The following is a 24,656-nucleotide window of genomic DNA, read 5'->3' as shown; positions in this document are numbered from 1 at the left end:
AAAATCAGAATCCTAAATTCAAAACCTAATTAACTTTTAAGAAAATGTCCGCAAAAACTGAAGAAATTCTTGAATCATTAAAATCTCTATCACTTTTAGAAGCATCTGAGCTTGTAAAGCAAATTGAAGAGGCTTTTGGTGTATCTGCTGCAGCTTCTGCAGGTGTAGTAATGGCAGCTCCAGGAGCAGCTGGCGGTGAGGCAGATGGTGGCGCTGCTGAAGAAAAAACTGAATTTGATGTAGTTCTCGAAAGCTTTGATGCAGCTGCAAAGATTAAAGTCCTTAAAGTTGTAAGAAATGCAACTGGTCTAGGTCTTGGCGATGCAAAAGCACTTGTTGAATCAGCACCAAAAACAGTTAAAGAAGGAATTGCCAAAGCAGATGCTGAAGCTTTAAAGAAAGAGATTGAAGAAGCTGGCGGTAAAGTTACACTGAAGTAAGAATAGATTTTTTTAAGCCGATAACCTTTATGTCGGCTTCAAAAATTATGAATAGTGATAGTATTGCAATTGAAGCTGCAACAGATGGAGCCTGCAGTGGTAATCCAGGTCCAGGTGGTTGGGGTGGTCTAATAATTTTTGATGACTACAGTCAATTAGAAATAGGTGGTTCCGAGCAAAATACCACTAATAATAGAATGGAACTCACTGCGGCTATAAAAACTCTTGAGAAATTAAAAAGCTACAAATTAAAAGAGAAGTTTAAATTAAGAACTGATAGTAAATATGTAATAGAGGGTTATACAAAATGGATTATTAATTGGAAGAAGAATGGATGGAAAACAAGTTCAGGGAAACCAGTTCAAAATCTTGATCTATGGCAAAAAATTGATCAATTAAGAATTAATGGCCTAATAATGGAATATGTTAAAGGTCATAGTGGGGATAAACAAAATGATAGGGTTGATAAAATTGCAACTAATTACAGCAAAGGTATATCTTTAGAAAGTAACTTAAAAAAAATAGAATCCTCAGTTGATTTTTTTGAAAAAAATGCACCTGTAGAAATTCAGGAATTATTTTCCCGCAATGAATTAATTCAAAAATTTGCAGAAAAAAAGTACTTGTTAAGTTCACCTGAACTAGAAACCTTATTAGGTGATGAAAACCACTTAAAGATAAAACAATATTCACTTTTTGAATGGCGTAATTGGAGATTGATTCCTAAAGATAAAAAATATTGGATAATAGAAAAAAAAGAAGCCTAATTTTTTATGAATGATAAGAAGGGGGGATTTAAAAATCTTTATAAAAACTTGATTACCCCTGTATTAAAAAAAGACTCTGGCATTGATGCAGAATACTTAACTAATTTATCTCTTAGTCTCCTATCATTCAGTTCAAGAAAATATAATTGGCCTATAGTATCTTCTATCTTAAAAAATCTAAATGAAGAATTTTCTGTAGTTGATAAAAGGTTAACTCAGAACATATGTGGAATAAATTTTTGTAATCCAGTTGGTTTAGCTGCGGGTTTTGACAAAAATGGAAATGCCGCAAATATATGGAAAGATTTTGGTTTTGGATTTGCTGAGCTTGGTACAGTAACTAAATTTGCTCAGAATGGGAATCCCAAACCAAGGTTATTTAGATTGGCAGAAGAAGAAGCAGCATTAAATAGAATGGGTTTCAATAATAATGGTGCTGAAAATCTAGTTAAAAACTTTGTCGAACAAGGTATTGAGTTTAAAAAAAACAGGGAGAATATTTGTTTAGGGATAAATTTCGGGAAGTCAAAAATTACAGGTTTATCTCAAGCAAAAGATGATTATTTAACTTCTCTAAAATTATTAATTCCATATTGTGATTACGCAGCAATAAACGTTAGTTCTCCAAATACTGAAGGACTAAGAAAATTACAAGATCCAATTCTTCTAAAAGAACTTCTTAGAGAAATTAAAAACTTACCTAATTGTCCACCATTATTTGTAAAAATTGCGCCAGATTTAGGCCTTAAAGATATTGAAGATATTTGCCAATTAATAATCGAGGAAAACATCGATGGAATAATTGCTACAAACACCAGCATTGATAGATTAGGTCTTGAAAATAGAAAAATCAGGCAAACTGGATTATTACTCTCTCAAGAGAATGGAGGATTAAGTGGGAGGCCTCTCCAAACAAAAGCAAATCAAATAATAAAATATATACATAATATTGATAAAAAGATTATTTTAATTGGGGTTGGTGGAATAGATAGTCCTGAGTCAGCTTGGGAAAGAATTTGTTCTGGAGCATCATTAATTCAACTTTATACAGGATGGATATATAAAGGTCCACAATTAGTACCAGATATACTTGAGGGAATTATAAAGCAACTCAATAGCCATCAATTATCTAGTATAAAAGATGCAATTGGATCAGAATTAAAATGGGTTGAATAAAATTAGAGCATGAATAATGAACCTGATGATTACTCAACGTTAGCCATACAAGGATCAAACTTGAAGCACGGTGGAAATGTATATGCAATTGCGAAAAAATTAAATTTATTACCATCCGAAATCATTGATGCAAGTGCATCATTAGTACCCTTTGATCCCCCTCAAATACTAATAGATTCAATAAATGCGGAAATTAAGAATCTTGGCTTTAGATATTACCCAGAAAGAAACTTGAGTGATCTGAAAGAAATAATCGGCAAATTTCATGGGATAAATCCAGAGAATATATTGCCTGGGAATGGAGCTTCTGAATTAATAACATGGGCAGGTTATGAAGCATCCAAATTCGGAATAAGTTGTATTCCTTCTCCATCATTTGTTGATTATGAAAGATCTTTAAATTGTTGGAATAGCAATTTTATACATTGCGAATTACCAAAAAACTGGAGTGATATTTTTCCTCAATCATTTCCGCTTCATCCAAAAGGTGATGTTATTTGGATAACAAATCCACATAACCCTACCGGCCAATTATGGGAAAAGAATTCATTGGAGGAAGTTGTGAAAAAATATAAATTAGTTATCTGCGATGAAGCTTTTTTATCCATAACACCTAATGGAGACAAAGAATCTTTAATACCATTAACCAAAAGATTTGATAATTTACTAGTCTTGAGAAGCTTGACCAAAATCTTCAATATTCCAGGGCTTAGATTAGGGTACGTTATTGGCTCATCGAAAAAACTTAAACAATGGGAAATAAATAGAGATCCTTGGCCTTTAAATTCATTTTCTATTAAAGCAGGGATTGATCTACTAAGTAATAAGAAATTCTATGAACAGTGGACAAAACAGATTCACAGCTGGATAAATATTGAAAAAAAGAGAGTATTTGAAAAATTATTAAAAATAGAGAACCTTAAAATTCATAACTCTTCAACCAACTTTTTTTTAATAGAAAGTGAAACATCCTTGTCGCCAAATATAAAATACTTAGAAAATAAGGGAATATTGCTTAGAGAATGCACTTCATTTAGATTTCTTGACGAAAAGTGGGCAAGAATAAGTCTACAGAATAGAAAAAATAACACTCTTTTATGTGAAGAAATTCAGAATTCCTTTAAAAAATAATCAATATACTTTTTAATCTCATTTTTAGATTTAATTTTATTATTATTTTCCATATTCTTCTTCATGAGATCTAATATTTCATAATGTTTTTTTCCCTTTTTTGATTTTATTTTAAAAATTCTTTCTAGAGTTTCTTCAAAAACTTCTTTAGACATATTATTCTGATTGATTAAAACTGAGCCTCCACTTGCAGCAAGAATCATGGCATTTTTCTCCTGATGATTATTTTTAGAATATGGATATGGAATTAAAATTGAAGGTTTTTCAGCCTCCATTAATTCATTGATTGTTCCTGCGCCAGATCTCGATATTACAAGATCACAGTTTTGAATTAAAGCTGCTATTTCATTAGTAAATTTCTTTTGTATATAATTTTTGGAGTTTTTTACATGAAAAGGTTTTAGATTAGATTCGCCAACAATATGAACTATCCGAAATTGTTTTTTTATTAAAAACGCTAAAGATTCATAAAGAATTTGATTTATAGCTTTTGCTCCTTGACTACCTCCCATAACAATCAAAAGAGGTCCATTTCCTTTTGGAACCCATTCTGGCAATAAATTAAATTTATAGAATTGCTCTCTTAAAGGTGTCCCAGTGAAAATAGTTTTACAATTTTTTAAATAAGAATTTGTTTCTTTAAATCCTAAAAGAACATAGTTACATAAAAAACCAAAATATTTCGTGACCATTCCAGGAACTACATTTGATTCATGAATAATGATAGGTATCTTTAGAAGTTTTGAAGCAACAATAGTAGGGGCAGATATATAACCTCCAGTCGTAAAAACCAAGTTAATTTTTTTTTCTTTTAAGATCCTAATTATTTGGAAAGTTGACATTAAAATTTTTATATATTGATAAAACAAAAAAATATTTTTTCTTGGTGTCTTTAAATTCAAAGTCTTCAAATTATATTTTTGGGGAATCAAATGCGCATCAAGTCTTTGCTGAATACCCAACCAATGAATATTCCACTCATCTTCCACCTCTTTAGAAACTGCTAAAGCTGGAAAAATATGGCCTCCTGTTCCACTAGCTGCAACTAATAAATTATTTTTTTTAGACATAAAAACTTAAATTAGTAGAATGAAAATAATAAATAATAAATATGTTGAATTTAAACTTATTCAGAAATATAGGATTCCCTCTCTACTTATTTATTTATCTCATTCTCCCCTATTCAGCAATAACGCAAACTTTAAAAGTTGATTTTATAAGAAATTTAGAAACCTCATTAAATAAGCGAGACTTAGAGTTTATTAAAAAAAATTTTAGAAATGATGAAAACCAAAATATTCCAAAACAATTTTCAAAGATTATTAATGATTTCCCGAACAGCAAATGGAAGATCAAAAGATTAAAATCTAATATTCCAGATGAAGATATTTTGCGAATAAAAGTTTCTGGGGAAAAAATAGTTAACGGAGAAATATATATACTCGAATCCAAATTTGATTATTTATTTTCAATCGTGAATGGAAAAATAAGTGAAGGGATTATCAAAAATTTATTCACCACAATAAGAAACGATAATAAAAAAATAGATATTAGTTTTAAAATTCCTGATAGAGTTCTTACTGGTTCAAAATACGATATCGATATAATTCTAAATAAGCCTCTTGAAGAAGTGATTATTGCTGGAGCTATAAAACCTCATCAATTTAATTCATTGTTTGAACAAGAAATATCATTGGAACCATTGGCGTCTGGAGGGATTTTTAAAATTACAAGAGCCCCTTCAAAACCAGGGATGCAAATTTGGTCAGGAATCATAGCTCATCCCGAGGGAATGATTACTTTCACAAAGAGCATTAATATTGTTGATGAGATATAGCCTAAGCGTCGTTTAACGCAGCTACACCTGGTAAAGTTTTACCTTCTAAAAGTTCCAAACTAGCCCCACCTCCGGTAGATATATGAGACATTTTCTCAGCTAATCCTGCTTTTTCAACTGCTGCAACTGAATCTCCCCCACCAATTATTGTACAAACTTCTGAAAAAGCACTTAAGTCCGCAAGAGTCGTAGCTATTGCATTTGTACCATCTGCAAATTTATCAAATTCAAAAACTCCCATTGGACCATTCCAAATAATTGTCTTACATTCTGCAAGAGCATTCTGAAAAACTTTAATGGAATCTGGACCAATATCTAGCCCCATCCAATTCCCACTAATTGCATCAATTTGAGATATTTTACTATTGGCGTCAGGAGAAAATTCATCAGCCAAAACAACATCGGTGGGTAATAATAACTCTACTCCTTTTGCTTTTGCTTTTGCTTCTAAATCTTTAGCAAGCTCGAGTTTATCTTCTTCTACAAGGCTCTTGCCGACATCTAAACCTCTAGCTTTATAAAAAGTGAAAATCATACCTCCACCAATCATGATTTTGTCACACTTATCTAGTAAAGAATCAAGTACTCCTATTTTGCTACTAACCTTTGACCCTCCAACTATTGCTGCCAATGGACGATTTGGGGAATCTACTGCTCCTTGTAGGTATTTCAATTCTTTTTCTAAAAGGAATCCAGCTACTGAGGGACTTAAATAATTTGTAACACCCTGAGTTGAAGCATGCGCTCTATGAGCAGCACCGAAAGCATCATTTACATACATATCTGCATGTGATGCTAATTTTTCAGCAAACTCCGGGTCGTTCTTTTCCTCTTCACCAAAAAAACGAACATTCTCAAGTAACAGAACATCTCCATTAGATAAGCTATTTGATTGTGCAACTGCTTCATCACCAATACAACTGTTAGTAAGAGCAACATTTTGCCCTAACAATTCACTTAATCTTGCTGCTACTGGAGTTAATCTCATTTTTTCATTTACCTGACCCTTCGGTCTACCAAAATGAGCAGCTAAAATGACTTTTGCAGAATGATTAATAAGATATTCAATAGTTGGGATCGCTGCACGAATACGCGTATCGTCTGTTATTTGACCGTCTTCATTTAATGGAACATTAAAATCTACTCTTACAAGAACTTTTTTTCCTTCTAAATTTGTCTTATCAAGACTGGAAAGAGATAATTTTGACATTAAACAAGCTATATTTATAATCTCAAGACCCTAACGTTAATTTGGGCTTATTGGGTTAAAAAGTAGTTACTGTTACCTATGCCTTAATAAATTTTAAGAATTAACGACTATAAAAATTTTTAGTTATGAAATTTATACTAAAATTTAGAAGTAAATACTTTTGAAACTTATAAAAACTAAAGGAATACAAAATTTTATTTGATTTATTGAAGTGGACATACCCAAAATCCAATGGTACCCAGGCCATATCGCAAAAGCAGAAAAGAAATTATCTGAAGTTATCAATAAAGTAGATTTAGTTATCGAAGTGAGAGATGCACGAATTCCTTTGTCAACAGGACATCCACACTTGAATAAATGGATAAATAATAAAAAACATATTCTTGTCATTAACAGATCAGATATGATCTCCCCGAATACAATCAATAGTTGGAATAAATGGTTTAATTCTAAAGATCAATATCCTCTTTGGTGTGATGCTAAAAGAGGAATAGGGATTAAAGAAATTTGTAAGTCAGCTAAAGATTCTAGGTCGTCAATCGACGATAGAAGACTCTCTAGAGGAATGCGAATTAGGCCAATTAGAGCCCTTACACTTGGTTTTCCAAACGTAGGGAAGTCGGCTTTAATTAATAGAATCGCAAAAAAAAGAGTTGTAGATAGCGCTAGGAAAGCAGGCGTGACCCGTAATTTAAGATGGATAAAATTAGAAAGTGGTATAGATCTGCTAGACGCTCCTGGTGTTATACCTCCAAATTTAGAAGATCAAAAATCAGCACTTAATCTTGCACTGTGTGACGATATTGGAGAAGCTGCTTATGAAATAGAGAGTGTCGCAATTGGATTTATCAAAATTATATCCACTCTCAACAAAGATAAGAATGCGAATATCTCAATTAAACAAATATCTAATAGATATGGAGTTGATATTACTAAAGGCTTTAAGAGTCCTTCTGCTTGGATCGACGAAGCAGCTTCAAAACATACCTCTGGCGATAAAAGGAGAATGTCTCATAAGTTATTGGAAGATTATAGAAATCAAATGCTGGGTAAAATTGCTTTAGAAGTCCCACTATGGAATTAAATAATCAAAATTCTTTCGGCATTGGAGAAGGTGAGCTTATAGAAATTATTTATGAGCTACCTCTTCCTATGAGGCTAGACAGATGGTTGGTAAGTAAAAGGCCAGAACAAAGTAGAGCAAGAATTCAACATTTTATAAATTCAGGTTTAGTACTTGTAAACTATAAGACTGCGAAAGCAAAGACCCCATTAAAAAATGGCGACAATATTCAAATATGGATGCCTCCTCCAGAACCTCTTATTTATTTGAAACCTGAAAAAATGGATTTAAATATCCTTTTTGAAGACGAGCACATCATAGTAATTAATAAACAATCAGGACTAATTGTTCATCCAGCCCCTGGCCACAAGTCTGGAACTTTAGTGAATGGATTACTTTTTCACTGTAAAGATCTACCTGGAATTAATGGGAAACTAAGACCTGGGATTGTTCACAGATTAGATAAAGATACCTCCGGATGTATGGTTGTTGCAAAAAGCCAAGAGGCATTAGTAAATCTCCAGAAACAAATTAAAGAAAAAATAGCATCACGCGAATATATTGCAGTAATTCATGGAGCACCTAATTCTGAAGAAGGCCAAATAGTGGGAAATATTGGCAGAGATAAAGTAAATAGATTGAAATATAAAGTAGTTGAAGAAACTTCAGGAAGGTATGCCTGTACCTATTGGAAATTAGAAGAAAGATTTGGCAATTACTCATTAATGAGTTTCAAACTAGATACCGGGCGAACGCATCAAATAAGAGTACATTGCGCTCATATTAATCATCCAATTGTGGGTGATCCGTTATATGGAAGATGTAAAAAACTACCATGTAAATTAGATGGCCAAGCTTTACACGCCATTAAGCTTGGACTTATACATCCAATAAAAGGTAAAGAAATGATATTTGAATCAGAATTACCATTAGATTTTCAAAAATTACTAGGTGTTCTTAAAGTTAAATAAGATTTAAAGAGGAATTTAGAAGCGATTTTGTATACGTGTTTTGAGTTTTATTGAATATTGTAGAACTTTCTCCTTCCTCAACTATCTTTCCATGATTCATAACTAGCAACCTATCACAAAATCTTTTAGCAATGCCTAAATCATGAGTAATAAAGATAATCGTTAAATTCATTTTTTCTTGCAAGACTCTAATTAATTCAAGAATCTCTATTTTTACTGAAGCATCCAACATATTAACACTCTCATCACAAATCAAAATTTTTGGTTTCAACAATAGCGCTCTGGCTAATGAAATTCTTTGCAATTGACCACCAGATAATTGGCTAGGATAAGAATTAAAAAAATCATTATTTAAGGGAAGATTTAAATTTCCCAACATTAATTTTATTTCTTTTTCGATTTTTCTTTTATCTGAAATTTTTTGAATAAAAAATATATCTTCCAAAATATTTTTAATTGTCATTTTCGGATTCAAACTTGAAAACGGATCTTGAAAAATTATTTGCACATTATTGTTCTTTTTAAAAGATTTATTTTTTTTCAATGCATGATTTTTATCATAGATCTTTATTTCACCACCTCTTACTTTAAGCAGTCCAATTAAAGCCCTACATAATGTACTTTTACCGCTTCCTGAAGAACCAACAATTCCGAGAGTCTCATTCTTATATAACTTGAAACTAACTTCATTTAAAGCCTTATTCCATTTATTAATGAAAATTGAAGAATTTAATTTATACCAATGTCTTAGGTTATTCACCTCTAGAACGACCTGATCTCGAGCATTATTCTTAGTATTTGGCTCTAATAATATTTTTGAAGCATTTACTAACTTTTTCCCGATATCTGATTTTGGTGATTGAAAAATATCTAATATATTCCCTTTTTCAACAATCGATCCCTTTTCAATAATTGCGACTTTTTTACACCACTTTGCTGCAAGATTAATATCATGACTAATTAAAATTAAAGTAGTATCAAATTCATCACATAGATGAATTATTTCTTGCATAATCTCAAAACTTGTTTTGGTATCTAAGCTTGTTGTAGGTTCATCAGCTATTAATAATTTAGGTTTTAAAGCAAGTGCCATTGCTATAGAAACTCTCTGTCTCATTCCACCGCTAAATTGATGTGGGAAAGAATCAAGTCTACTTTCTTCAATTCCTACTTTTTGAAAAACTTCTCTTACTAATTTTTTAATAGCTGTAGATGATTTAGTTTGATCATGTGTTTTAAATAATTCATATAAATGATCCCCAACTCTCATTAACGGATTAAGTTTTTTTATAGAGTCTTGATAAATAAATCCAAAATTCTTTCTTCTAAATAATTGTGCATCTTTGTTATTTATTTTCCTAGGATCTACACTAGAAATCGATAGATACCCTTTAGAAGTAGCCTTTTCAGGCAATATATTTACTAATGTTTTTGCAAAAGTGGTCTTTCCACATCCAGAAGGTCCTATTATGGCCAAATGATCGCCACTATCTATTTCCAAATTAAAATTTTTGATAATAGGTTGCTGTTTTAGACCATATTTAACAGTAAGATTTTTAACTACAATAATTTTTTTTTTATTTTTTTCCATGATTTATAGCCAATTTTTCTAGACCTAAATAAAATATATCTAAAGCAATATAAAATGTCCGAGGCAGCTGCAAATTCAAAAGAAAAAAACGAAATTGAAGTTTCCAAAACTATTTTGCCTGAAAATAAAAAATATGAAAGTGAATCTTTGAATAATCAAATAAACATTCCCGATTGGCTTCTTAAAGATATTCATAATTTTGAAAAATCAAATAAAGAAAATGATGAGAATCAAAACCTCATAGCAAAGGCTTTTAAACTTGCATATAAAGCTCATGATGGACAATTCCGCGCGAGCGGCGAGCCATACATTATCCACCCGGTCGCTGTTGCAAATCTCCTCAAAGAAATAGGTGCTAGTTCATCTGTTATTGCTGCAGGCCTTTTACATGATGTTGTTGAAGATACTGGCATTGATTTAACCGAAATAGAAACAAATTTTGGATTAGAAGTAAAAATACTTGTAGAGGGCGTAACAAAATTAGGCGGCATCCACTTTAACAACAGGACTGAAGCACAAGCTGAAAATCTTAGGAAAATGTTTTTGGCTATGGCTAGCGATATCAGAGTTGTCTTAGTAAAACTTGCAGATCGACTTCATAACATGAGAACAATTGAATGGCTAAATGATGAGAAAAAACTAAGAATAGCGAGAGAAACAAGAGAAATTTATGCACCATTAGCTAATCGACTAGGAATAAACAGATTTAAATGGGAATTAGAAGATTTAGCTTTTAAATTCCTAGAGCCTAAAGAATATCTAAATCTTAAAGATCAAATCGCTGTTAAAAGAAGTGATAGAGAAAAAAGATTAAAAGTAACTTTGAATCTTATGAAGGAAAACTTGGTTTCAGCCGGTTTGAAAAATTTTGAAATAACAGGAAGGCCAAAACATCTTTATGGCATCTGGAGCAAAATGGAAAGACAGCAAAAGCATTTTCACGAGATTTATGATGTTGCTGCCCTAAGAATTATCGTGGATAATTCAGATAGTTGTTATCGGGCTTTAGCAGTCGTTCATGATACTTTCAAACCAATTCCAGGTCGATTTAAAGACTATATAGGATTACCAAAACCCAATGGATACCAGTCCTTACACACTTCTGTGATTGGAAGACATCGACCTATTGAAGTTCAAATTAGAACTACTTCGATGCATCAAATTGCTGAATATGGTATTGCCGCTCATTGGCAATACAAAGAGGGTGGTTCTCCCGCCAAAAGTAATGCCGAGAGATTTAATTGGCTAAGACAATTAGTAGAATGGCAACAAGAAGGTAATGAAAGGGATCATAATGATTATTTAGCTTCAATTAAAGAAGACTTATTTGATGAAGAAGTATTTGTGATCACTCCAAAAGGAGATGTTGTTGGTTTAAGGAAAGGATCTACCGCGATAGATTTCGCCTACAGAATTCATTCTGAAGTTGGAAATCACTGTAATGGAATAAGAATTAATGAAAAGCTTTCTCCATTATCTACAGCACTTCAAAATGGTGACTTCATAGAAATTTTGACAAGTAATAATGCTACTCCAAGCTTGGATTGGCTGAACTTTGTAGTTACGCCAACTGCTAAAAATAGAATTCGCCAATGGTATAAGAAAAGCCATCGTGATGAAACGATTAAAAGAGGTAGAGATTTACTTGAAAAAGAAGTAGGTAGGAACGGTTTTGAAGCATTACTTTCTAGTGAAGCCATGAAAAAAGTTGCAAATCGATGCAATTTAAAAACTACTGAAGACCTTCTTGCATCTCTTGGTTTTGGTGGTTTAACTTTGCATCAAGTATTAAACAGACTAAGAGAAGAAATAAAATTACAGACAGAAGATGTAAAAAATGATTCTGACTCTGAAATAGCAAAATCTCTTAAAAGTAATTCTAATTTATCCACTAATCAATCTAATACAGCAGCTAAATCGCCAATTTCCGGGATAGAAGGCCTTGATTACAGAATAGGTAAATGCTGTAGCCCGCTGCCAGGCGAGGATATTATCGGAACTGTGTCGCTCGGCAACCATGGGATAACTATACATAGGGAAGATTGCGAAAATGTAATACCGATTCCAATAGAGAGAAGATTACCTGTCGGTTGGAATCAAGATAATAAAACTGGCGATAATAAGTTTCCAATTCAGCTAAGAATAGAAGTAATTGATAGAGTTGGAGTCCTTAAAGATATTCTTATGCGGTTATCTGACAAAGGTATAAATGTTAGCGATGCCAATGTTAAAACTGCTTATGGTAAACCAGCTATTATAAATCTTTGTGTAGGTCTTGAAAGTTATAATCAACTTCACAAAACAATTGAACAAATTAAATCAATGGCAGATGTTTTAGATATTGCCAGAGTTGGACAAAGTTAATTTTAAAATCAGATCAATTTATTTTTTTTTTATCTTGTAGATAAAGAAAACAATACTGCCGCAAATTAAAGCTAGTAAAATACCCACACAAGATGAACCTAAGAGTAATTTTAAAGAAAAAACTCTACCTTGTTTCCATAAGTCATCAATATCTAAACTTTTTTCAAGAATTTTATTAGAAGAATTATTTAAAAAAAACGAACCAACTTTATAGTTAAAATAATAAAGTGGAATATAAGTAAAAGGGTTGCTTATCCAGGTACCGATTGCAGCTAGAACAATATTTCCATTGGCTATTTTTGCAAAAAAAACCCCTATTAAAGTCTGAAACCCAAAAAAAGGAAAGCAGCCACTAAATACCCCTATAGCTAAACCTTTAGCATTAAAGAAAGGACTTCCATTCTGATTCCTAAATAATGATAGAATTTTCTTATAGGTAATATCTCTTTTAAATCTCATTCAGAAAGAAAATTTCAAAATTCTTGATAATCTTACTTAATTATCCATAACAAAGCGAGAGATGGATTCAATATTTACTACAGAAGATACGATAGCCGCAATTGCATCAGCTATAAGTGTAGGGAAAGGAGGAGTTGCGATAATAAGAGTATCAGGGCAAGACGCAATAAATTCTTGCAAAAAGATTGTTCAAACTAAATCTAAATATGCATGGGAATCACATAGAGTTTTTCATGGTTTTATTCAGGAAAATAAACAAAATAAATTTATAGATGAGGTTTTAATTTTAGTAATGAAATCACCAAATAGCTTTACAGGAGAGGATGTTGTTGAACTTCATTGCCATGGCGGAATTATCATAGTGAATAAAGTTCTTCAGAGATTATTATCTAGTAATTCTAGAGTTAGACTTGCAAACCCAGGAGAATTTAGTCAAAGAGCTTTTCTTAATGGAAAAATAGACCTCACTCAAGCCGAGTCGATTAATCAATTAATTAATGCAAGCAATACAAGATCAGCAGAGTTAGCTTTTAGTGGGATTCAAGGAGAAATTAAGAAAACAATTAATGATATTAAAAATGACCTTATAAATCAACTTTGCGAAATAGAAGCGAGAGTTGATTTTGAAGAAGACTTCACAGATTTTGATTACACCAAATATCTAAAAAACATTAAAAAAGTAAAAGAAAAAATAGAATTACTAATAGAAAATGCAAAAAGAAATTCATATATTCACAATGGAATATCCATTGCACTTATAGGTAAAACAAATGTTGGTAAAAGCTCTTTACTAAATTTGCTTGCTAAAAAAGAGAAAGCAATCGTAACTAATATTCCTGGAACAACTAGAGATGTTATTGAAGTTAATTTAACTATTAATGATATGCCAATGAAAATAATTGATACTGCTGGCATAAGAGAAACTTATGAACAAATTGAAAGTATTGGAATTAAAAAAAGTTTTGAGAAAATTAAAGAGTCAGATTTTATAATTTATATTTATAGTCTTGAAGAAGGATTTAATGAAGAAGACAAAAAAATAATAGAAGAAATCCCCAAAGAAAAATTAATTACTATTTTGGGCAATAAAAAAGATTTAATTGATTGCAAAAATATTAATTCAAATGAATTAAACAATACAATTCTTATGAGCATTAAGAATAATGATGGTGAAAGATTATTAATCGACACAATCATAAAAAAGTGTGGATTAAAACAAGTAGAAAATATCAATATATTTTTAAACGAAAGACATCTTACAAATTTGTCTGCTTGCCTATCTAATTTAAATGATACTGATGAAATCATTAAAAATAAATTGCCATTTGATTTGTTATCAATAGAACTAAGAGATGGAATACAAAACTTATCTAAAATAACTGGTCAAGAATTAACGGAGGAACTTCTAGATAATATTTTTTCAAAGTTTTGTATTGGTAAATAAATTTGAGTTAAATTACATAGTGATATATAGTTGGGTCTCTAACTTCAGTTGAATTTTTATTAATTAATTTTTTTTAGTTTAGTGAATTTAAATACTCCAATAATAAGTAAGATCATTGATACTTGGATCGATGAAGATATAGGAAGGGGAGATCTTACAAGTCCTTCTATAACGAAAGAGAATGGTAATGCATATTGGATTGCAAAAGAAAGTGGTATATTTTGCGGTGTCGCAGTTATAAAAGAAATTTTTAAAAAAATTGATTTAAAACTCAGTGCAAAATTTAATATCTCTGATGGAGATCAATTTGTTAAAGATCAAAAACTCCTGGAAATATATGGACCCTCAAAAAGTTTGCTAGCTAGCGAAAGAATAGGCTTAAATATAGCAATGCATTTATCTGGAATATCTACATATACAAAGAATCTGGTAAATAAGTTAGAAGGTACAAATATTAAATTAGTAGATACTAGGAAAACTACTCCTGGCTTAAGAATATTTGAAAAATATGCATTCAAATGCGGAGGTGGAGTGAATCATAGAATGGGCTTATATGATGCGGCTATGATAAAAGAAAATCACATTGCATGGACAGATAATCTTAATAATGCAGTAAAAAAAATTCGACTAAATTCGCCTTTTACAACTCATATCATAATTGAAGCTGAGAATATCGAACAGGCAAAAGAAGCAATATTAGCAGGAGCAGATAGTATCTTATTGGATGAACTTAGCCCTGAAATAATAAAAAAAAACGTACAAGAATTAAGAGATTTATCAATGAATACCTTAAAGAGAGAAGTCAATAAAAATTTGATAATAGAAGTTTCTGGAATTAACCCTGAAGAAATTAGTAAATATCTAATAAAGGGTATTGATTTGATTTCAACAAGTTCTGCGATCACCAAAAGTAATTGGATTGATTTGAGTATGCGTTATATTAATTAACTATATAGATAAATAATTCCATAATTAATGCTAATCATTTTTAAAGAATTAACAAAACAATTTGAACAAGCTCTTTTAGATAGTCTTGAAAAAAATGATCAAAAAGGAGAATTCAAAATTCTTAGAAAAAATTTAATTACACAATCATCAAAAGAGGAATTTGGTGATTATCAATGTAATGTTTGTTTAAGTTTATCTAAAATATATAAAAAGAAACCAAGAGATATTTCTAATGAATTTATTAACCTTTTAAATAAAAATGAAAGCATAGCAAACTTATGTAAAAGTCTAGAAATAGCTGGACCTGGATTTATAAATATAAAATTAAAAGATGAAGTTCTAATAAATGAAATTAAATCAAATATTCAATGTCAAAGGGGTGGAATACCTCAAATTCAAGAAGATTTAGATAGTGGCTTATCAAATAAAGTAATTGTAGATTTTTCTAGTCCTAATATTGCCAAAGAAATGCATGTAGGGCATTTAAGATCAACAATAATAGGAGATTCAATATCCAGAATTTTCGAGTTAAGAGGTTATCAAGTATTAAGACTAAATCATGTTGGCGATTGGGGAACGCAATTTGGAATGCTGATTACTCAGCTCAAAGATTTATATTCAAATGATTTAGAGGAGATAAGCAAAATTAAGATAAGTGATTTAGTTGAATTTTATAAAGAATCAAAAAAAAGATTTGATAATGAATCTGAATTCCAAAAAAGATCTAGACAGGAAGTAGTTAAGTTACAAAGTGGAGATATAAAATCGATTAAAGCTTGGCAATTATTATGCGATCAATCTAGAAAAGAATTTGATGAAATCTATAAAAATTTAAAAATAAAAATAGAAGAAAGAGGAGAATCTTTTTATAATCCATTCTTAAAATCCGTCATTGAGGATTTAAATTTAAAAAAAATATTAGTAGAAGATCAAGGAGCAAAATGTGTATTTTTAGATGGGATGACTAATAAAGAAGGCAAACCTTTACCGCTAATTATTCAAAAAAAAGATGGAGGTTTTAACTATGCCACGACAGATCTTGCTGCTATAAGATACAGATTCAATAAACCTCCGAATGGGGATAATGCTTCGAGAATTATTTATGTGACTGATCATGGACAAGCAAATCATTTTGCTGGAGTTTTTCAAGTTGCAAAAAAAGCGAAATGGATCCCAGACAATTGTCAAGTAGACCATGTTCCTTTTGGTTTAGTTCAAGGAATTGATGGCAAAAAGCTAAAAACGAGAGAAGGTGAAACAATACGTTTAAAAGATTTATTAGAAGAAGCAGTTAGAAGAGCAAAAGAAGATTTATTAAATAGATTAAAAAATGAAAATCGTTATGAGACAGAAGATTTTATTTCAAATACTTCAAGAATCATTGGATTAGGAGCTGTTAAGTATGCAGATTTAAGCCAAAATAGGATTACTAATTATCAATTTAGCTTTGATAAAATGCTTTCTCTAAATGGTAATACGGCTCCTTATTTGTTATATACACTTGTAAGAATTGCAGGAATTAAAAGAAAAAATGATTTTGTATATGACTTTGAAGATTTTCAATATTTCAATTATGAACATAAATCTGAGTGGAAACTCATCAGAAAATTACTTAAGTTCGATGAAGTCATAATTTCTATTGAAAAGGACTTAATGCCAAATAGATTATGCAATTATCTGTTCGAGCTATGTCAGACTTTTAATAGATTCTATGATCAAGTTCCAATCCTCAAAGAAGAAAAAAATATAAAAATTTCTAGGCTTAATTTATGTGACCTAACTGCAAAAACACTAAAATTAAGCTTAGAGCTTTTAGGAATTGAAACTTTAGAAAGAATGTAATGAATGATTTTGATCCATTAAATAATCTTTTCCCCAAACCGAGAGAAGAAATAATAAATATGCAATCTTACTCTGCACCTTTAGAAAATAGAAGAAGTTTACTCCGCTTAGACTTTAATGAAAATACTTTAGGTCCAAGTCCTATGGTTTTAGAGGCATTACGAGCGATAAAATTAGATGAGATTTCAATTTATCCAGAATATAATTTTTTAAAAAAATTTTTATGTGATAAATATCTTGATTCAAGAAAATTTGGTAATGATGAAATTGGAATTTTCAATGGAGCAGATGCAGCAATAAATGCAATTTTCAATTGCTTTGGAGAAAAAGATCAAATATTTTTAACCACAAATCCAACTTTTGGTTACTATTCTCCTTGTGCAGAAATCCGAGGAATGAAAAAAATAAGTTGTTCTTACATTGGAGAAAATTTTCTATTCCCCATCGAAGAATTTAGGGAAAAAATAATAAAATATAATCCAAAGTTGATATTCATTTGTAATCCAAATAATCCAACAGGAACTGTTCTAAGTTCTCACGAAATAATTAATTTAGCCAATATCAATAAAGATTCATTAATAGTCGTTGATGAACTATATGAAAAATTTAATGGAGATAGTCTTCTTGAATCTATAGATTTTGAAAAGAATCAAAATATAATAATAATCCAATCTCTCTCAAAAACTGCAGGTCTAGCTGGTTTAAGAATAGGTTTTACTTTTGGCAATAAAAGTTTAATTCAGTACATTAATAAAGTTACAGGACCATATGATGTAAATAGCTTTGCTATAACAGCTGCTTTAGCAGCACTTAAAGACAAATCATATATTGATAATTATGTTTTAGAAGTAAAAAAGGCGAGGGAATGGATTTTAAATAAATTTAAACCAACAAAAATCAGAACTCACTTTAGTGGAGGTAATTATTTCTTAATTTGGCCCAAAAAAGAGCCTAAAATCTTAATACAACAGATGAGAGAAAAAGGTATTCTTATTAGAAGTATGGAAAACAAAAAAGATATCGGTAATTCAATAAGAGTTAGTATTGGAACTAAAGAACAAATGATCTTTTTCTGGGACAATTACAAGACATTAGATTTAAAAAATTAATTACTGAAAATATAAATTGTATTTTGATCGATTCTTTTAGGTTTTATTTGAAAATCATTTCCAACATACTTCACTTTAAAATCTTTCATATTTTCGATAAATAAATCAGCATTTGAGAAATCACATTCTTTACTAATTTGTTTGCCGCGTTGAAAGTGAACAGGAATAACTACTTTAGGTTTTAAGATCTTAACTATTTTTGAGGCTTCTTTACCATTGTAAGATTTTATTCCTCCTCCAATTGAAATAAATAATATATCTGGACTAGACAAAATAATTTGACTATTTATATCAATATCACCAGCAGCTCCTCCCATATGAACAATTTTAAGATCATTCTGCTCCCAACTCCAAACAGTTGCCATCCCAAATCTTCTTCCATCTACTCTGTCATGTGGTACAGAAATTCCATTTAATAAAATATCCTCAAATTGATAGATTCCTGGCTCAACGAACATTAATTGATCATTAGGGTTATATCCTTCATCTAGAAGCCTAGAACTAGCCAAAATAAAATCTACATTAACTTCTTTTGGCTCCTTTAAATTACTTGCACAACCTATTGATTTAAAGGGATTTACAAGAATAGATTTATCTGCACTTGTAATTAAAAAACTACTATGTCCCAAACTTTTTATTAATAAATTCCTTGCCAATAATGAGGTAGGTAAAAAAAAGCTAACTAGTATCAAAAATAAAAGGTTTTTAATTTGAGAAATCATAATATTAATTTTTTTTTATTTTACTTTTGTTCAGCCATTTTTAGAAAATTACTAATTAATTTATGACCAAATTGCGTCAACACACTTTCAGGATGAAACTGTACGCCATGTAAATGTTTATATTCTTTATGAGAGATAGCCATAATTGTTGAGTCTTCTAAAGTCGCAGTTACGTCGAAACAAGATGGTAAAGAACTTGAATCAACTATAAGACTATGGTATCTAGTAGCCACAAATGGAGTCTCAATATCTTTAAACAATCCTTTTTGATTATGAAATATTTTGGATGTCTTACCATGCATAAGTTCTTTCCCAACTATAACCTTACCTCCAAAAGCTTGGGCCAAAGCTTGATGACCTAAACAAACTCCCAATGTCGGAATATTTTTAGATAATTTTTTTAGTATTGGCAGACAAATTCCAGATTGATCTGGATTGCCTGGACCTGGAGATAATAAAATTCCTCCAGGATTTAGTTTGATAATTTCTTCTAAAGTAATTTCATCATTTCTTTTAACTATTAATTCTTTAGTTATTTCATGCTCAACTGAAAGTTCTCCTAAATATTGAACAAGGTTATAAGTAAAACTATCGTAATTATCAATAACAAGAAACATATTTGTATGGATTTAAAATAACAACTTTATTTTAGGAACAAAGATATATAGAGCAATAATAACAGAATTAATGGAAGCTAATAATACTGCTCCAGCAGAAGTATCTTTTGAAATTTTAGCCAAAATACTAAATTCTTTTTTTACTAATAAATCAACGATTGATTCAATAGATGTGTTAATCATTTCTAATATTAAAACAGACATTATTGTTGCAATCAAAATAACATAATTACTTAGGCTAATTTTGAGTAAAAAACCAATTATTAAACTTGTAACTGCAAAAATTAATTGAATTTTAAAATTTCTTGAAGTTTTTAATACATAACTAATGCCATTGAAAGCATACTTAAAACTTATAAATACATTACTGGAAGTTTTGTATGATTCTTTTCTATTTTCTAAATAGTTTATTTTTTTTTTCATTGATTTTTAATCTAATCGAGTAATTAAATATTCTTGGAAATTTAACATATTTTCTAAATCACGCTCATTATTATGTTCCCATCCCAAAAGATGTAAAAATCCATGACTAGCCAACCAGATCATCTCTCTATAGATTGAATGTTTATATTCAAAAGATTGCTCAAGTGCCATCTCTAATGATATAAATATATCTCCCAACTCTATATGATCTAAATTATTTAGAGATTCATCAGAAATAATTGGAAAAGATAGAACATCTGTTGGACCATTTTTTTGCATCCATTTCTTATTCAAAGAAGCAATTTCTTGATTAGATATTATTTGTAAGCCTAATGAAAAAGATTTTTTTTCAAAAATATAATTTGGTAATTCATAATCCTTTTTTTTTAATATAGTATTTATCCAAGATAAAAAAACTTTCTCCCAAAAAATAGATTCAAAAATAAGCTTTGTTTTAGTATCTTTTAACTTATTTGAAAATTGCGAAAAATCATTAAATTGAAAAACCAAATCTAAATTTATTTCAGAAATAATTTTTTCTTTCATACATTCTTAAACTGGAATATTGGGCTTACCTATCGTGGCCACAAGTATTAATATCCCAATTAAAACTAGAAAGGTTATTGAAAAATGAGAAATACTTTTTGAGCCTTTCCTTACCATATTTCTCATAGCAAGCTTTATAAAGCTTGGAGGAGAAACTTTTTTTTCTAAAATTTCGTTTTTATTTTCCATTAGTTATTCAATAGATTCCTTAGAAGAAATATTCATACGTAATAATTGATGAATAAATGGATCAAGTCCACCATCTAAAACACTATCTAACTCGTTAGTCTCCTGCATAGTCCTAAGATCTTTTACCATTTGATAGGGATGGAAAACATAATTTCTGATTTGATTGCCCCATGCTGCTTCCACGATATCACCTTTAATATCAGCGACTTCTGCAGCTCGTTGTTCTTTAGCAATTACTAATAGTTTAGACTTTAGAAGTAACATAGCTTTTTCTTTATTTTGTAATTGAGATCTTTCTTGAGTACATCTTACTGAAATCCCTGAAGGCAAATGAACAATTCTCACTGCTGTTTCTACTTTATTAACATTTTGACCTCCAGCCCCACCGGATCTACTCGTTGTAATTTCTAAATCTTTTTCAGGAATATCAAGCGAAATATTATCATCTAATTTTGGCATAACCTCTACCCCAGCAAAGCTGGTTTGCCTTTTGCCATTGGCATTAAAAGGGGAAATTCTTACTAATCTATGAGTTCCTTTTTCATGTTGCAGATAGCCGTATGCATATTTACCATCAATTTCAAACGTTACACTTTTAATACCTGCTTCTTCTCCTTGAGATAATTCATTAATAACAAGGCTCATTTGATTATTATCGGCCCATCTTGAGTACATTCTTAATAATATTTCTACCCAATCCTGCGCATCTGTTCCACCCGCACCTGCGTTAATAGAAACTACTGCTCCCTCCTTATCGTATTCACCACATAACAATCTTTCAAATTCCCATTTATCTAAATTCTCTCTTAATTTCTTCAATCCCTCCTGGGATTCTAAAATCATGTCCTCTTCAGGTTCTAATGAATAAAGCTCAAGAGAGGCATTAGCATCAGAAATAAAAGTTTTCCATTTATCTAACAATTCTAGTTGTGCTTTGACATCATCAAGGATTAACATTTGCTTTTTAGCTTCTCCCTGATTTTCCCAAAATTCAGGCTGAGCAGAAACTTGCTCTAACTCTTTTCTTTTCGCTTTTAACCTTGGAACGTCAAAGACAATCCTGGGCATTACCCAGGCGCTCTGTTAGTTCCGAAAGATCTTTTTTGAAATCTGTAATATCTATCAAAATAGAATTTAATCGTTATTTATAATCTAACAAGCACTTTTGTTTAATAGTATAAACTAAGTATTATTTTAAAAAAATGTCCAAAGTTGAAATTTATACTTGGCAATATTGCCCATTCTGTATTCGAGCAAAATCATTACTCAAGAAAAAAAATATAAATTTTACAGAATATAAAATAGATGGCGACGAAGATGCCAGAGCATTGATGATTGAAAGAGCTGATGGTAGAAGAACATTACCACAAATATTTATAAATAATGAGGGTATCGGAGGCTGCGATGATCTCTACGCACTAGAAAATGAAAATAAATTAGAAGCATTATTAAACTAGATCTTATGAAATTTCTATTCGTAATAGATCCAATTAAAAATATAAATCCCTTAAAAGATTCAACTGCTGCTTTAATGCAAGCATCATCAAAAAAAAATATTGAAATCTGGAGTTGTACTCCCCAAGACCTTGAAGCTAGAGGTGATGAAGTATGGGCATCTTCCGTAAATGTTGAAGTAAATCCCTGGATTTCTTTCAAAGAAAATGATTGCATACCTCTCGCCGAATTTAATTGCATTTGGATGAGAAAAGATCCTCCTGTAAATGAGGCTTATTTATATGCAACCCATCTTTTAGAAGTTGCAGAAAGAAAAGGAGTAAAAGTAATTAACAAACCCTCATCGTTAAGAGCATGGAATGAAAAGCTAGGTGCTTTAAGATACAGCCACCTAATGGCACCTACAATAGTTGCGAGTAAGGTAAAAGATCTTATTAATTTTGCAAATATAAATAATGAAGTAGTTATAAAACCTCTTGGAGGAAAAGGTGGTCAAGGTGTTATTAGGATAAATAAAAATTCTCCAGGAATTAAATCAATCATTGAATTAATCACTTCTCAAGAAGAATTACCCGTTATGATGCAAAAATTTATTCCTGAAGTCATAGAGGGTGATAAAAGAATAATTATCGTAAACGGAGAAGCGATTGGATCTATAAATAGGATTCCTCAAGGAGGCGATTTTAGGAGTAATTTAGCGATGGGAGGGAAGGCTGAACCCACATTATTAACAGAAAAAGAAAAAAGTATATGTTCAGAATTATCTCAACACTTCAAAGATGAAGGTTTATTTTTTGTGGGAATTGATGTAATAAATGGAATGCTTAGCGAGATTAATGTAACCAGCCCAACAGGTTTAAGAGAAATAGAAAATTTATCCAATAAGAATGTTTCAGTGGAAGTTATTGAAAAATTAGTAGAAATTATCTAGGATTTTTAGCGCAAAATATCTGTTTTACTATAGATTCAAATTTTAATTTAATCTCATCTATTTCTTTCTCTAAAACGGAGCCTGAAACTATACCTGAACCTGCAGTAAATTCAATATTTTCTTCAATACACCTTGCACCTCTTATTGCTAAAAGAAATGAAGAATTACCTGATGAATCAACCCAACCCATTGGAGAAGCATAATTTCCTCTTGGAAAAGACTCAAGAGTATTTATCCAATCCAATGCTGCATTTTTTGGATATCCACAAACAGCCGGAGATGGATGTATGTTTTTAAGCAATTCAAAAGGACAAATATTTTCAACTTTAGAGAAAATAAGTGTTTGCAAATGAGAAATATCTCCAAATGAATTTACCTTGATATCACTTTTTTTAAAGTTTGTTATTTTTGAAATTTCTAAAGATTTAATTAGATACTGAATTACATAATTATGTTCCTTTAAGTCTTTAGTACTTTTTAGTAGTTTCTTAAAATTTGAATTAGTAGAGATAGTTCCAGCAAGAGCCTCTAAAGTTAAATTAGGTTTAGAAAAAGAAAATAATTTTTCTGGAGATGCTCCAAACAAAATATCCTTACTATTCCTTTTCCAAACGTATCTACATGTATTTGGTTGCTTCTTTTTAAATCTTTTTAAAATTTCTAATAAATCTAATTTATTTTTAAGTTTTATTTTAATCCTATTTGCTAAAACTATCTTTTCGAGGATACCTTTCTCCACTAATTGAATTCCTCTATTTACTACTTTTTTCATATCTGTTTTAGAGGTCTCTAAGGAGCGTGAGAAATCATCAATAAAAGGGGAATCAAAACTAGTTTTTAAGCCAGATGATTTTATTAATTCTGAGCCAGAATTAATAACTTGATTTCTAATTGTCCATATTTCTTCAATTAATGTTCTTAATGATGATTTACCCTCAACATGACCATTGATTCTTAACCAGCAATTATTATCACTTTTAGTAATTAATATTTTTGGCAAGATGGCTTCCAAGCTAGGTACATCTGAAGGTAAATTCTTATTATTCAAATTTTCAGAGAAAGAAAATAAATAAATTATTTTTGAAAATGCAGAATTATGAGATTCATTAGTTAAGTTAATTAAATTTTTAAAATTCTCAGAATTAAACTCTTTTGCTACTTCAAATCTTTTTGGACCATCCAGAGTAACATATTTACACTTCTCGAAGGCTATATATGAAATGCCATCAGATTCCTCCCAAAATGAAGAAAACGAATATTTATTTATTAACAATTCATAAACTTGAAATAAATCAATACAAGGAATCTCAACACAAATACTTACTAATCCAGAATTTTCTACTTTCTTATCGAAAGAGGAAAATACATCTTTTAAAAAATCTGTTAAGTTTAAATCATTTTTCATCACTTATTGAAAATAA

The 24,656-nt window shown here is 30.4% G+C and carries 25 protein-coding genes; 14 read left to right on the top strand and 11 right to left on the bottom strand.

Annotated elements, in window-relative coordinates; genetic code table 11:
• The first annotated feature begins 44 nt into the window (after positions 1 to 44).
• Genes rplL through EV01_RS05625 form a run of 4 tightly spaced genes read left to right on the top strand, consistent with a single transcriptional unit; the run spans position 45 to position 3,514 of the window.
• Complete coding sequence (rplL, locus tag EV01_RS05610) at positions 45 to 440, top strand: 50S ribosomal protein L7/L12 (RefSeq protein ID WP_032518532.1); 396 nt, start codon at positions 45 to 47, stop codon at positions 438 to 440.
• Positions 441 to 487: 47 nt separating this feature from the next.
• Positions 488 to 1,207, top strand: coding sequence for a ribonuclease HI (rnhA, locus tag EV01_RS05615; RefSeq protein WP_032518531.1), 720 nt, complete (start codon positions 488 to 490; stop codon positions 1,205 to 1,207).
• A 6-nt stretch (positions 1,208 to 1,213) separates the two neighbouring features.
• Positions 1,214 to 2,383 (top strand): quinone-dependent dihydroorotate dehydrogenase, encoded by a 1,170-nt coding sequence (locus EV01_RS05620; RefSeq protein WP_032517317.1) that lies wholly within the window; start codon positions 1,214 to 1,216, stop codon positions 2,381 to 2,383.
• 9 nt (positions 2,384 to 2,392) lie between these two features.
• Entirely contained in the window at positions 2,393 to 3,514 is a 1,122-nt protein-coding gene (locus EV01_RS05625) for a pyridoxal phosphate-dependent aminotransferase (RefSeq protein ID WP_032517315.1), read from the top strand.
• On the opposite strand, the gene murG is transcribed toward EV01_RS05625, so the two are convergent.
• Positions 3,493 to 4,584, bottom strand: a complete 1,092-nt coding sequence (murG, locus tag EV01_RS05630; protein ID WP_032517313.1) for an undecaprenyldiphospho-muramoylpentapeptide beta-N-acetylglucosaminyltransferase — start codon at positions 4,582 to 4,584, stop codon at positions 3,493 to 3,495. The genes EV01_RS05625 and murG overlap by 22 nt on opposite strands.
• Positions 4,585 to 4,625: 41 nt before the next feature.
• On the opposite strand from murG, the gene EV01_RS05635 reads away from it, so the two are divergent.
• A complete protein-coding gene (locus EV01_RS05635) occupies positions 4,626 to 5,351 on the top strand; it encodes a hypothetical protein (RefSeq protein WP_032517311.1) in 726 nt (241 codons plus the stop codon).
• Between the two features lies 1 nt (position 5,352).
• Here the strand turns inward: EV01_RS05635 and EV01_RS05640 are convergent, their stop codons facing one another.
• Complete coding sequence (locus tag EV01_RS05640; RefSeq protein WP_032517310.1) at positions 5,353 to 6,561, bottom strand: phosphoglycerate kinase; 1,209 nt, start codon at positions 6,559 to 6,561, stop codon at positions 5,353 to 5,355.
• A 211-nt stretch (positions 6,562 to 6,772) separates the two neighbouring features.
• On the opposite strand from EV01_RS05640, the gene ylqF reads away from it, so the two are divergent.
• Both ylqF and EV01_RS05650 read left to right on the top strand, forming a co-directional pair.
• Positions 6,773 to 7,645: a ribosome biogenesis GTPase YlqF gene (gene ylqF, locus EV01_RS05645; protein WP_032517308.1), complete on the top strand. Its 873-nt coding sequence runs from the start codon at positions 6,773 to 6,775 to the stop codon at positions 7,643 to 7,645.
• A complete protein-coding gene (locus EV01_RS05650) occupies positions 7,636 to 8,595 on the top strand; it encodes an RluA family pseudouridine synthase (protein WP_032523288.1) in 960 nt (319 codons plus the stop codon). The genes ylqF and EV01_RS05650 overlap by 10 nt, the downstream gene beginning before the upstream one ends.
• Here EV01_RS05650 and EV01_RS05655 read toward each other — a convergent pair.
• The gene (locus EV01_RS05655) at positions 8,588 to 10,186 is read right to left on the bottom strand and encodes an ABC transporter ATP-binding protein (protein ID WP_032517306.1); all 1,599 of its coding nucleotides are present in this window, start codon (positions 10,184 to 10,186) and stop codon (positions 8,588 to 8,590) included. The two genes, EV01_RS05650 and EV01_RS05655, sit on opposite strands and share 8 nt — an antisense overlap.
• Positions 10,187 to 10,240: 54 nt before the next feature.
• Here EV01_RS05655 and EV01_RS05660 point away from each other — a divergent pair, with 54 nt between their 5' ends.
• Positions 10,241 to 12,550, top strand: a complete 2,310-nt coding sequence (locus EV01_RS05660) for a RelA/SpoT family protein (protein ID WP_032523287.1) — start codon at positions 10,241 to 10,243, stop codon at positions 12,548 to 12,550.
• A gap of 18 nt (positions 12,551 to 12,568) precedes the next feature.
• Here the strand turns inward: EV01_RS05660 and EV01_RS05665 are convergent, their stop codons facing one another.
• On the bottom strand, positions 12,569 to 13,009 hold the full coding sequence (locus tag EV01_RS05665) for a DUF2062 domain-containing protein (RefSeq protein WP_032517302.1): 441 nt from the start codon (positions 13,007 to 13,009) through the stop codon (positions 12,569 to 12,571).
• A 61-nt stretch (positions 13,010 to 13,070) separates the two neighbouring features.
• Here EV01_RS05665 and mnmE point away from each other — a divergent pair, with 61 nt between their 5' ends.
• The 4 genes from mnmE to EV01_RS05685 all read left to right on the top strand — a co-directional run bounded on the left by mnmE (position 13,071) and on the right by EV01_RS05685 (position 18,352).
• Positions 13,071 to 14,453: a tRNA uridine-5-carboxymethylaminomethyl(34) synthesis GTPase MnmE gene (gene mnmE / locus EV01_RS05670; RefSeq protein ID WP_032517300.1), complete on the top strand. Its 1,383-nt coding sequence runs from the start codon at positions 13,071 to 13,073 to the stop codon at positions 14,451 to 14,453.
• An 81-nt stretch (positions 14,454 to 14,534) separates the two neighbouring features.
• Complete coding sequence (gene nadC, locus EV01_RS05675; protein WP_032517297.1) at positions 14,535 to 15,401, top strand: carboxylating nicotinate-nucleotide diphosphorylase; 867 nt, start codon at positions 14,535 to 14,537, stop codon at positions 15,399 to 15,401.
• Positions 15,402 to 15,428: 27 nt separating this feature from the next.
• Positions 15,429 to 17,243 (top strand): arginine--tRNA ligase, encoded by a 1,815-nt coding sequence (gene argS, locus EV01_RS05680; protein ID WP_032517295.1) that lies wholly within the window; start codon positions 15,429 to 15,431, stop codon positions 17,241 to 17,243.
• The gene (locus tag EV01_RS05685; protein WP_032517294.1) at positions 17,243 to 18,352 is read left to right on the top strand and encodes a pyridoxal phosphate-dependent aminotransferase; all 1,110 of its coding nucleotides are present in this window, start codon (positions 17,243 to 17,245) and stop codon (positions 18,350 to 18,352) included. The genes argS and EV01_RS05685 overlap by 1 nt, the downstream gene beginning before the upstream one ends.
• Here the strand turns inward: EV01_RS05685 and EV01_RS05690 are convergent.
• The 6 genes from EV01_RS05690 to prfB form a co-directional block, all read right to left on the bottom strand.
• Entirely contained in the window at positions 18,349 to 19,074 is a 726-nt protein-coding gene (locus tag EV01_RS05690) for an MBL fold metallo-hydrolase (RefSeq protein ID WP_032517293.1), read from the bottom strand. The two genes, EV01_RS05685 and EV01_RS05690, sit on opposite strands and share 4 nt — an antisense overlap.
• 20 nt (positions 19,075 to 19,094) lie before the next feature.
• A complete protein-coding gene (locus EV01_RS05695; protein WP_032517292.1) occupies positions 19,095 to 19,691 on the bottom strand; it encodes an anthranilate synthase component II in 597 nt (198 codons plus the stop codon).
• Between the two features lie 12 nt (positions 19,692 to 19,703).
• Positions 19,704 to 20,114, bottom strand: a complete 411-nt coding sequence (locus EV01_RS05700; protein ID WP_032517291.1) for a diacylglycerol kinase family protein — start codon at positions 20,112 to 20,114, stop codon at positions 19,704 to 19,706.
• A gap of 6 nt (positions 20,115 to 20,120) precedes the next feature.
• Positions 20,121 to 20,660 carry an rRNA maturation RNase YbeY gene (gene ybeY / locus EV01_RS05705; protein ID WP_032517290.1) on the bottom strand — a complete coding sequence of 180 codons (540 nt, stop codon included), beginning with the start codon at positions 20,658 to 20,660 and terminating at the stop codon, positions 20,121 to 20,123.
• A 6-nt stretch (positions 20,661 to 20,666) separates the two neighbouring features.
• Positions 20,667 to 20,849, bottom strand: coding sequence for a DUF3285 domain-containing protein (locus EV01_RS05710; protein ID WP_011817674.1), 183 nt, complete (start codon positions 20,847 to 20,849; stop codon positions 20,667 to 20,669).
• A gap of 3 nt (positions 20,850 to 20,852) precedes the next feature.
• Positions 20,853 to 21,975, bottom strand: a protein-coding gene (gene prfB, locus EV01_RS05715) for a peptide chain release factor 2 (protein ID WP_152556191.1) whose coding sequence is annotated in 2 segments (ribosomal slippage) — positions 20,853 to 21,899 and positions 21,901 to 21,975 — 1,122 coding nt in all. Because the reading frame shifts where the segments join, the coding sequence is not laid out codon by codon here.
• Between the two features lie 76 nt (positions 21,976 to 22,051).
• On the opposite strand from prfB, the gene grxC reads away from it, so the two are divergent.
• Positions 22,052 to 22,306: a glutaredoxin 3 gene (gene grxC, locus EV01_RS05720; RefSeq protein WP_032517287.1), complete on the top strand. Its 255-nt coding sequence runs from the start codon at positions 22,052 to 22,054 to the stop codon at positions 22,304 to 22,306.
• A 5-nt stretch (positions 22,307 to 22,311) separates the two neighbouring features.
• On the top strand, positions 22,312 to 23,235 hold the full coding sequence (gene gshB, locus EV01_RS05725; protein ID WP_032517285.1) for a glutathione synthase: 924 nt from the start codon (positions 22,312 to 22,314) through the stop codon (positions 23,233 to 23,235).
• Here gshB and EV01_RS05730 read toward each other — a convergent pair.
• Positions 23,228 to 24,640 (bottom strand): chorismate-binding protein, encoded by a 1,413-nt coding sequence (locus tag EV01_RS05730; protein ID WP_032517284.1) that lies wholly within the window; start codon positions 24,638 to 24,640, stop codon positions 23,228 to 23,230. The two genes, gshB and EV01_RS05730, sit on opposite strands and share 8 nt — an antisense overlap.
• Positions 24,641 to 24,656 lie beyond the last annotated feature (16 nt).

The sequence above is a fragment of the Prochlorococcus marinus str. MIT 9401 genome (assembly GCF_000760095.1).
GTDB classification, from domain to species: domain Bacteria; phylum Cyanobacteriota; class Cyanobacteriia; order PCC-6307; family Cyanobiaceae; genus Prochlorococcus_A; species Prochlorococcus_A marinus_I.
Note: the sequence above shows the minus strand (reverse complement) of the source record. Positions and strands in the feature narration are given on the sequence as shown.

Bases quoted from the DNA above. Each gene is read 5' to 3' on its own strand.
- rplL (WP_032518532.1), top strand. From the start codon at position 45: ATGTCCGCAAAAACTGAAGAAATTCTTGAATCATTAAAATCTCTATCA.
- rnhA (WP_032518531.1), top strand. From the start codon at position 488: ATGAATAGTGATAGTATTGCAATTGAAGCTGCAACAGATGGAGCCTGC.
- EV01_RS05620 (WP_032517317.1), top strand. From the start codon at position 1,214: ATGAATGATAAGAAGGGGGGATTTAAAAATCTTTATAAAAACTTGATT.
- EV01_RS05625 (WP_032517315.1), top strand. From the start codon at position 2,393: ATGAATAATGAACCTGATGATTACTCAACGTTAGCCATACAAGGATCA.
- murG (WP_032517313.1), bottom strand. From the start codon at position 4,584: ATGTCTAAAAAAAATAATTTATTAGTTGCAGCTAGTGGAACAGGAGGC.
- EV01_RS05635 (WP_032517311.1), top strand. From the start codon at position 4,626: ATGTTGAATTTAAACTTATTCAGAAATATAGGATTCCCTCTCTACTTA.
- EV01_RS05640 (WP_032517310.1), bottom strand. From the start codon at position 6,561: ATGTCAAAATTATCTCTTTCCAGTCTTGATAAGACAAATTTAGAAGGA.
- EV01_RS05650 (WP_032523288.1), top strand. From the start codon at position 7,636: ATGGAATTAAATAATCAAAATTCTTTCGGCATTGGAGAAGGTGAGCTT.
- EV01_RS05655 (WP_032517306.1), bottom strand. From the start codon at position 10,186: ATGGAAAAAAATAAAAAAAAAATTATTGTAGTTAAAAATCTTACTGTT.
- EV01_RS05660 (WP_032523287.1), top strand. From the start codon at position 10,241: ATGTCCGAGGCAGCTGCAAATTCAAAAGAAAAAAACGAAATTGAAGTT.
- EV01_RS05665 (WP_032517302.1), bottom strand. From the start codon at position 13,009: ATGAGATTTAAAAGAGATATTACCTATAAGAAAATTCTATCATTATTT.
- mnmE (WP_032517300.1), top strand. From the start codon at position 13,071: ATGGATTCAATATTTACTACAGAAGATACGATAGCCGCAATTGCATCA.
- argS (WP_032517295.1), top strand. From the start codon at position 15,429: ATGCTAATCATTTTTAAAGAATTAACAAAACAATTTGAACAAGCTCTT.
- EV01_RS05685 (WP_032517294.1), top strand. From the start codon at position 17,243: ATGAATGATTTTGATCCATTAAATAATCTTTTCCCCAAACCGAGAGAA.
- EV01_RS05690 (WP_032517293.1), bottom strand. From the start codon at position 19,074: ATGATTTCTCAAATTAAAAACCTTTTATTTTTGATACTAGTTAGCTTT.
- EV01_RS05695 (WP_032517292.1), bottom strand. From the start codon at position 19,691: ATGTTTCTTGTTATTGATAATTACGATAGTTTTACTTATAACCTTGTT.
- EV01_RS05700 (WP_032517291.1), bottom strand. From the start codon at position 20,114: ATGAAAAAAAAAATAAACTATTTAGAAAATAGAAAAGAATCATACAAA.
- ybeY (WP_032517290.1), bottom strand. From the start codon at position 20,660: ATGAAAGAAAAAATTATTTCTGAAATAAATTTAGATTTGGTTTTTCAA.
- EV01_RS05710 (WP_011817674.1), bottom strand. From the start codon at position 20,849: ATGGAAAATAAAAACGAAATTTTAGAAAAAAAAGTTTCTCCTCCAAGC.
- grxC (WP_032517287.1), top strand. From the start codon at position 22,052: ATGTCCAAAGTTGAAATTTATACTTGGCAATATTGCCCATTCTGTATT.
- gshB (WP_032517285.1), top strand. From the start codon at position 22,312: ATGAAATTTCTATTCGTAATAGATCCAATTAAAAATATAAATCCCTTA.
- EV01_RS05730 (WP_032517284.1), bottom strand. From the start codon at position 24,640: ATGAAAAATGATTTAAACTTAACAGATTTTTTAAAAGATGTATTTTCC.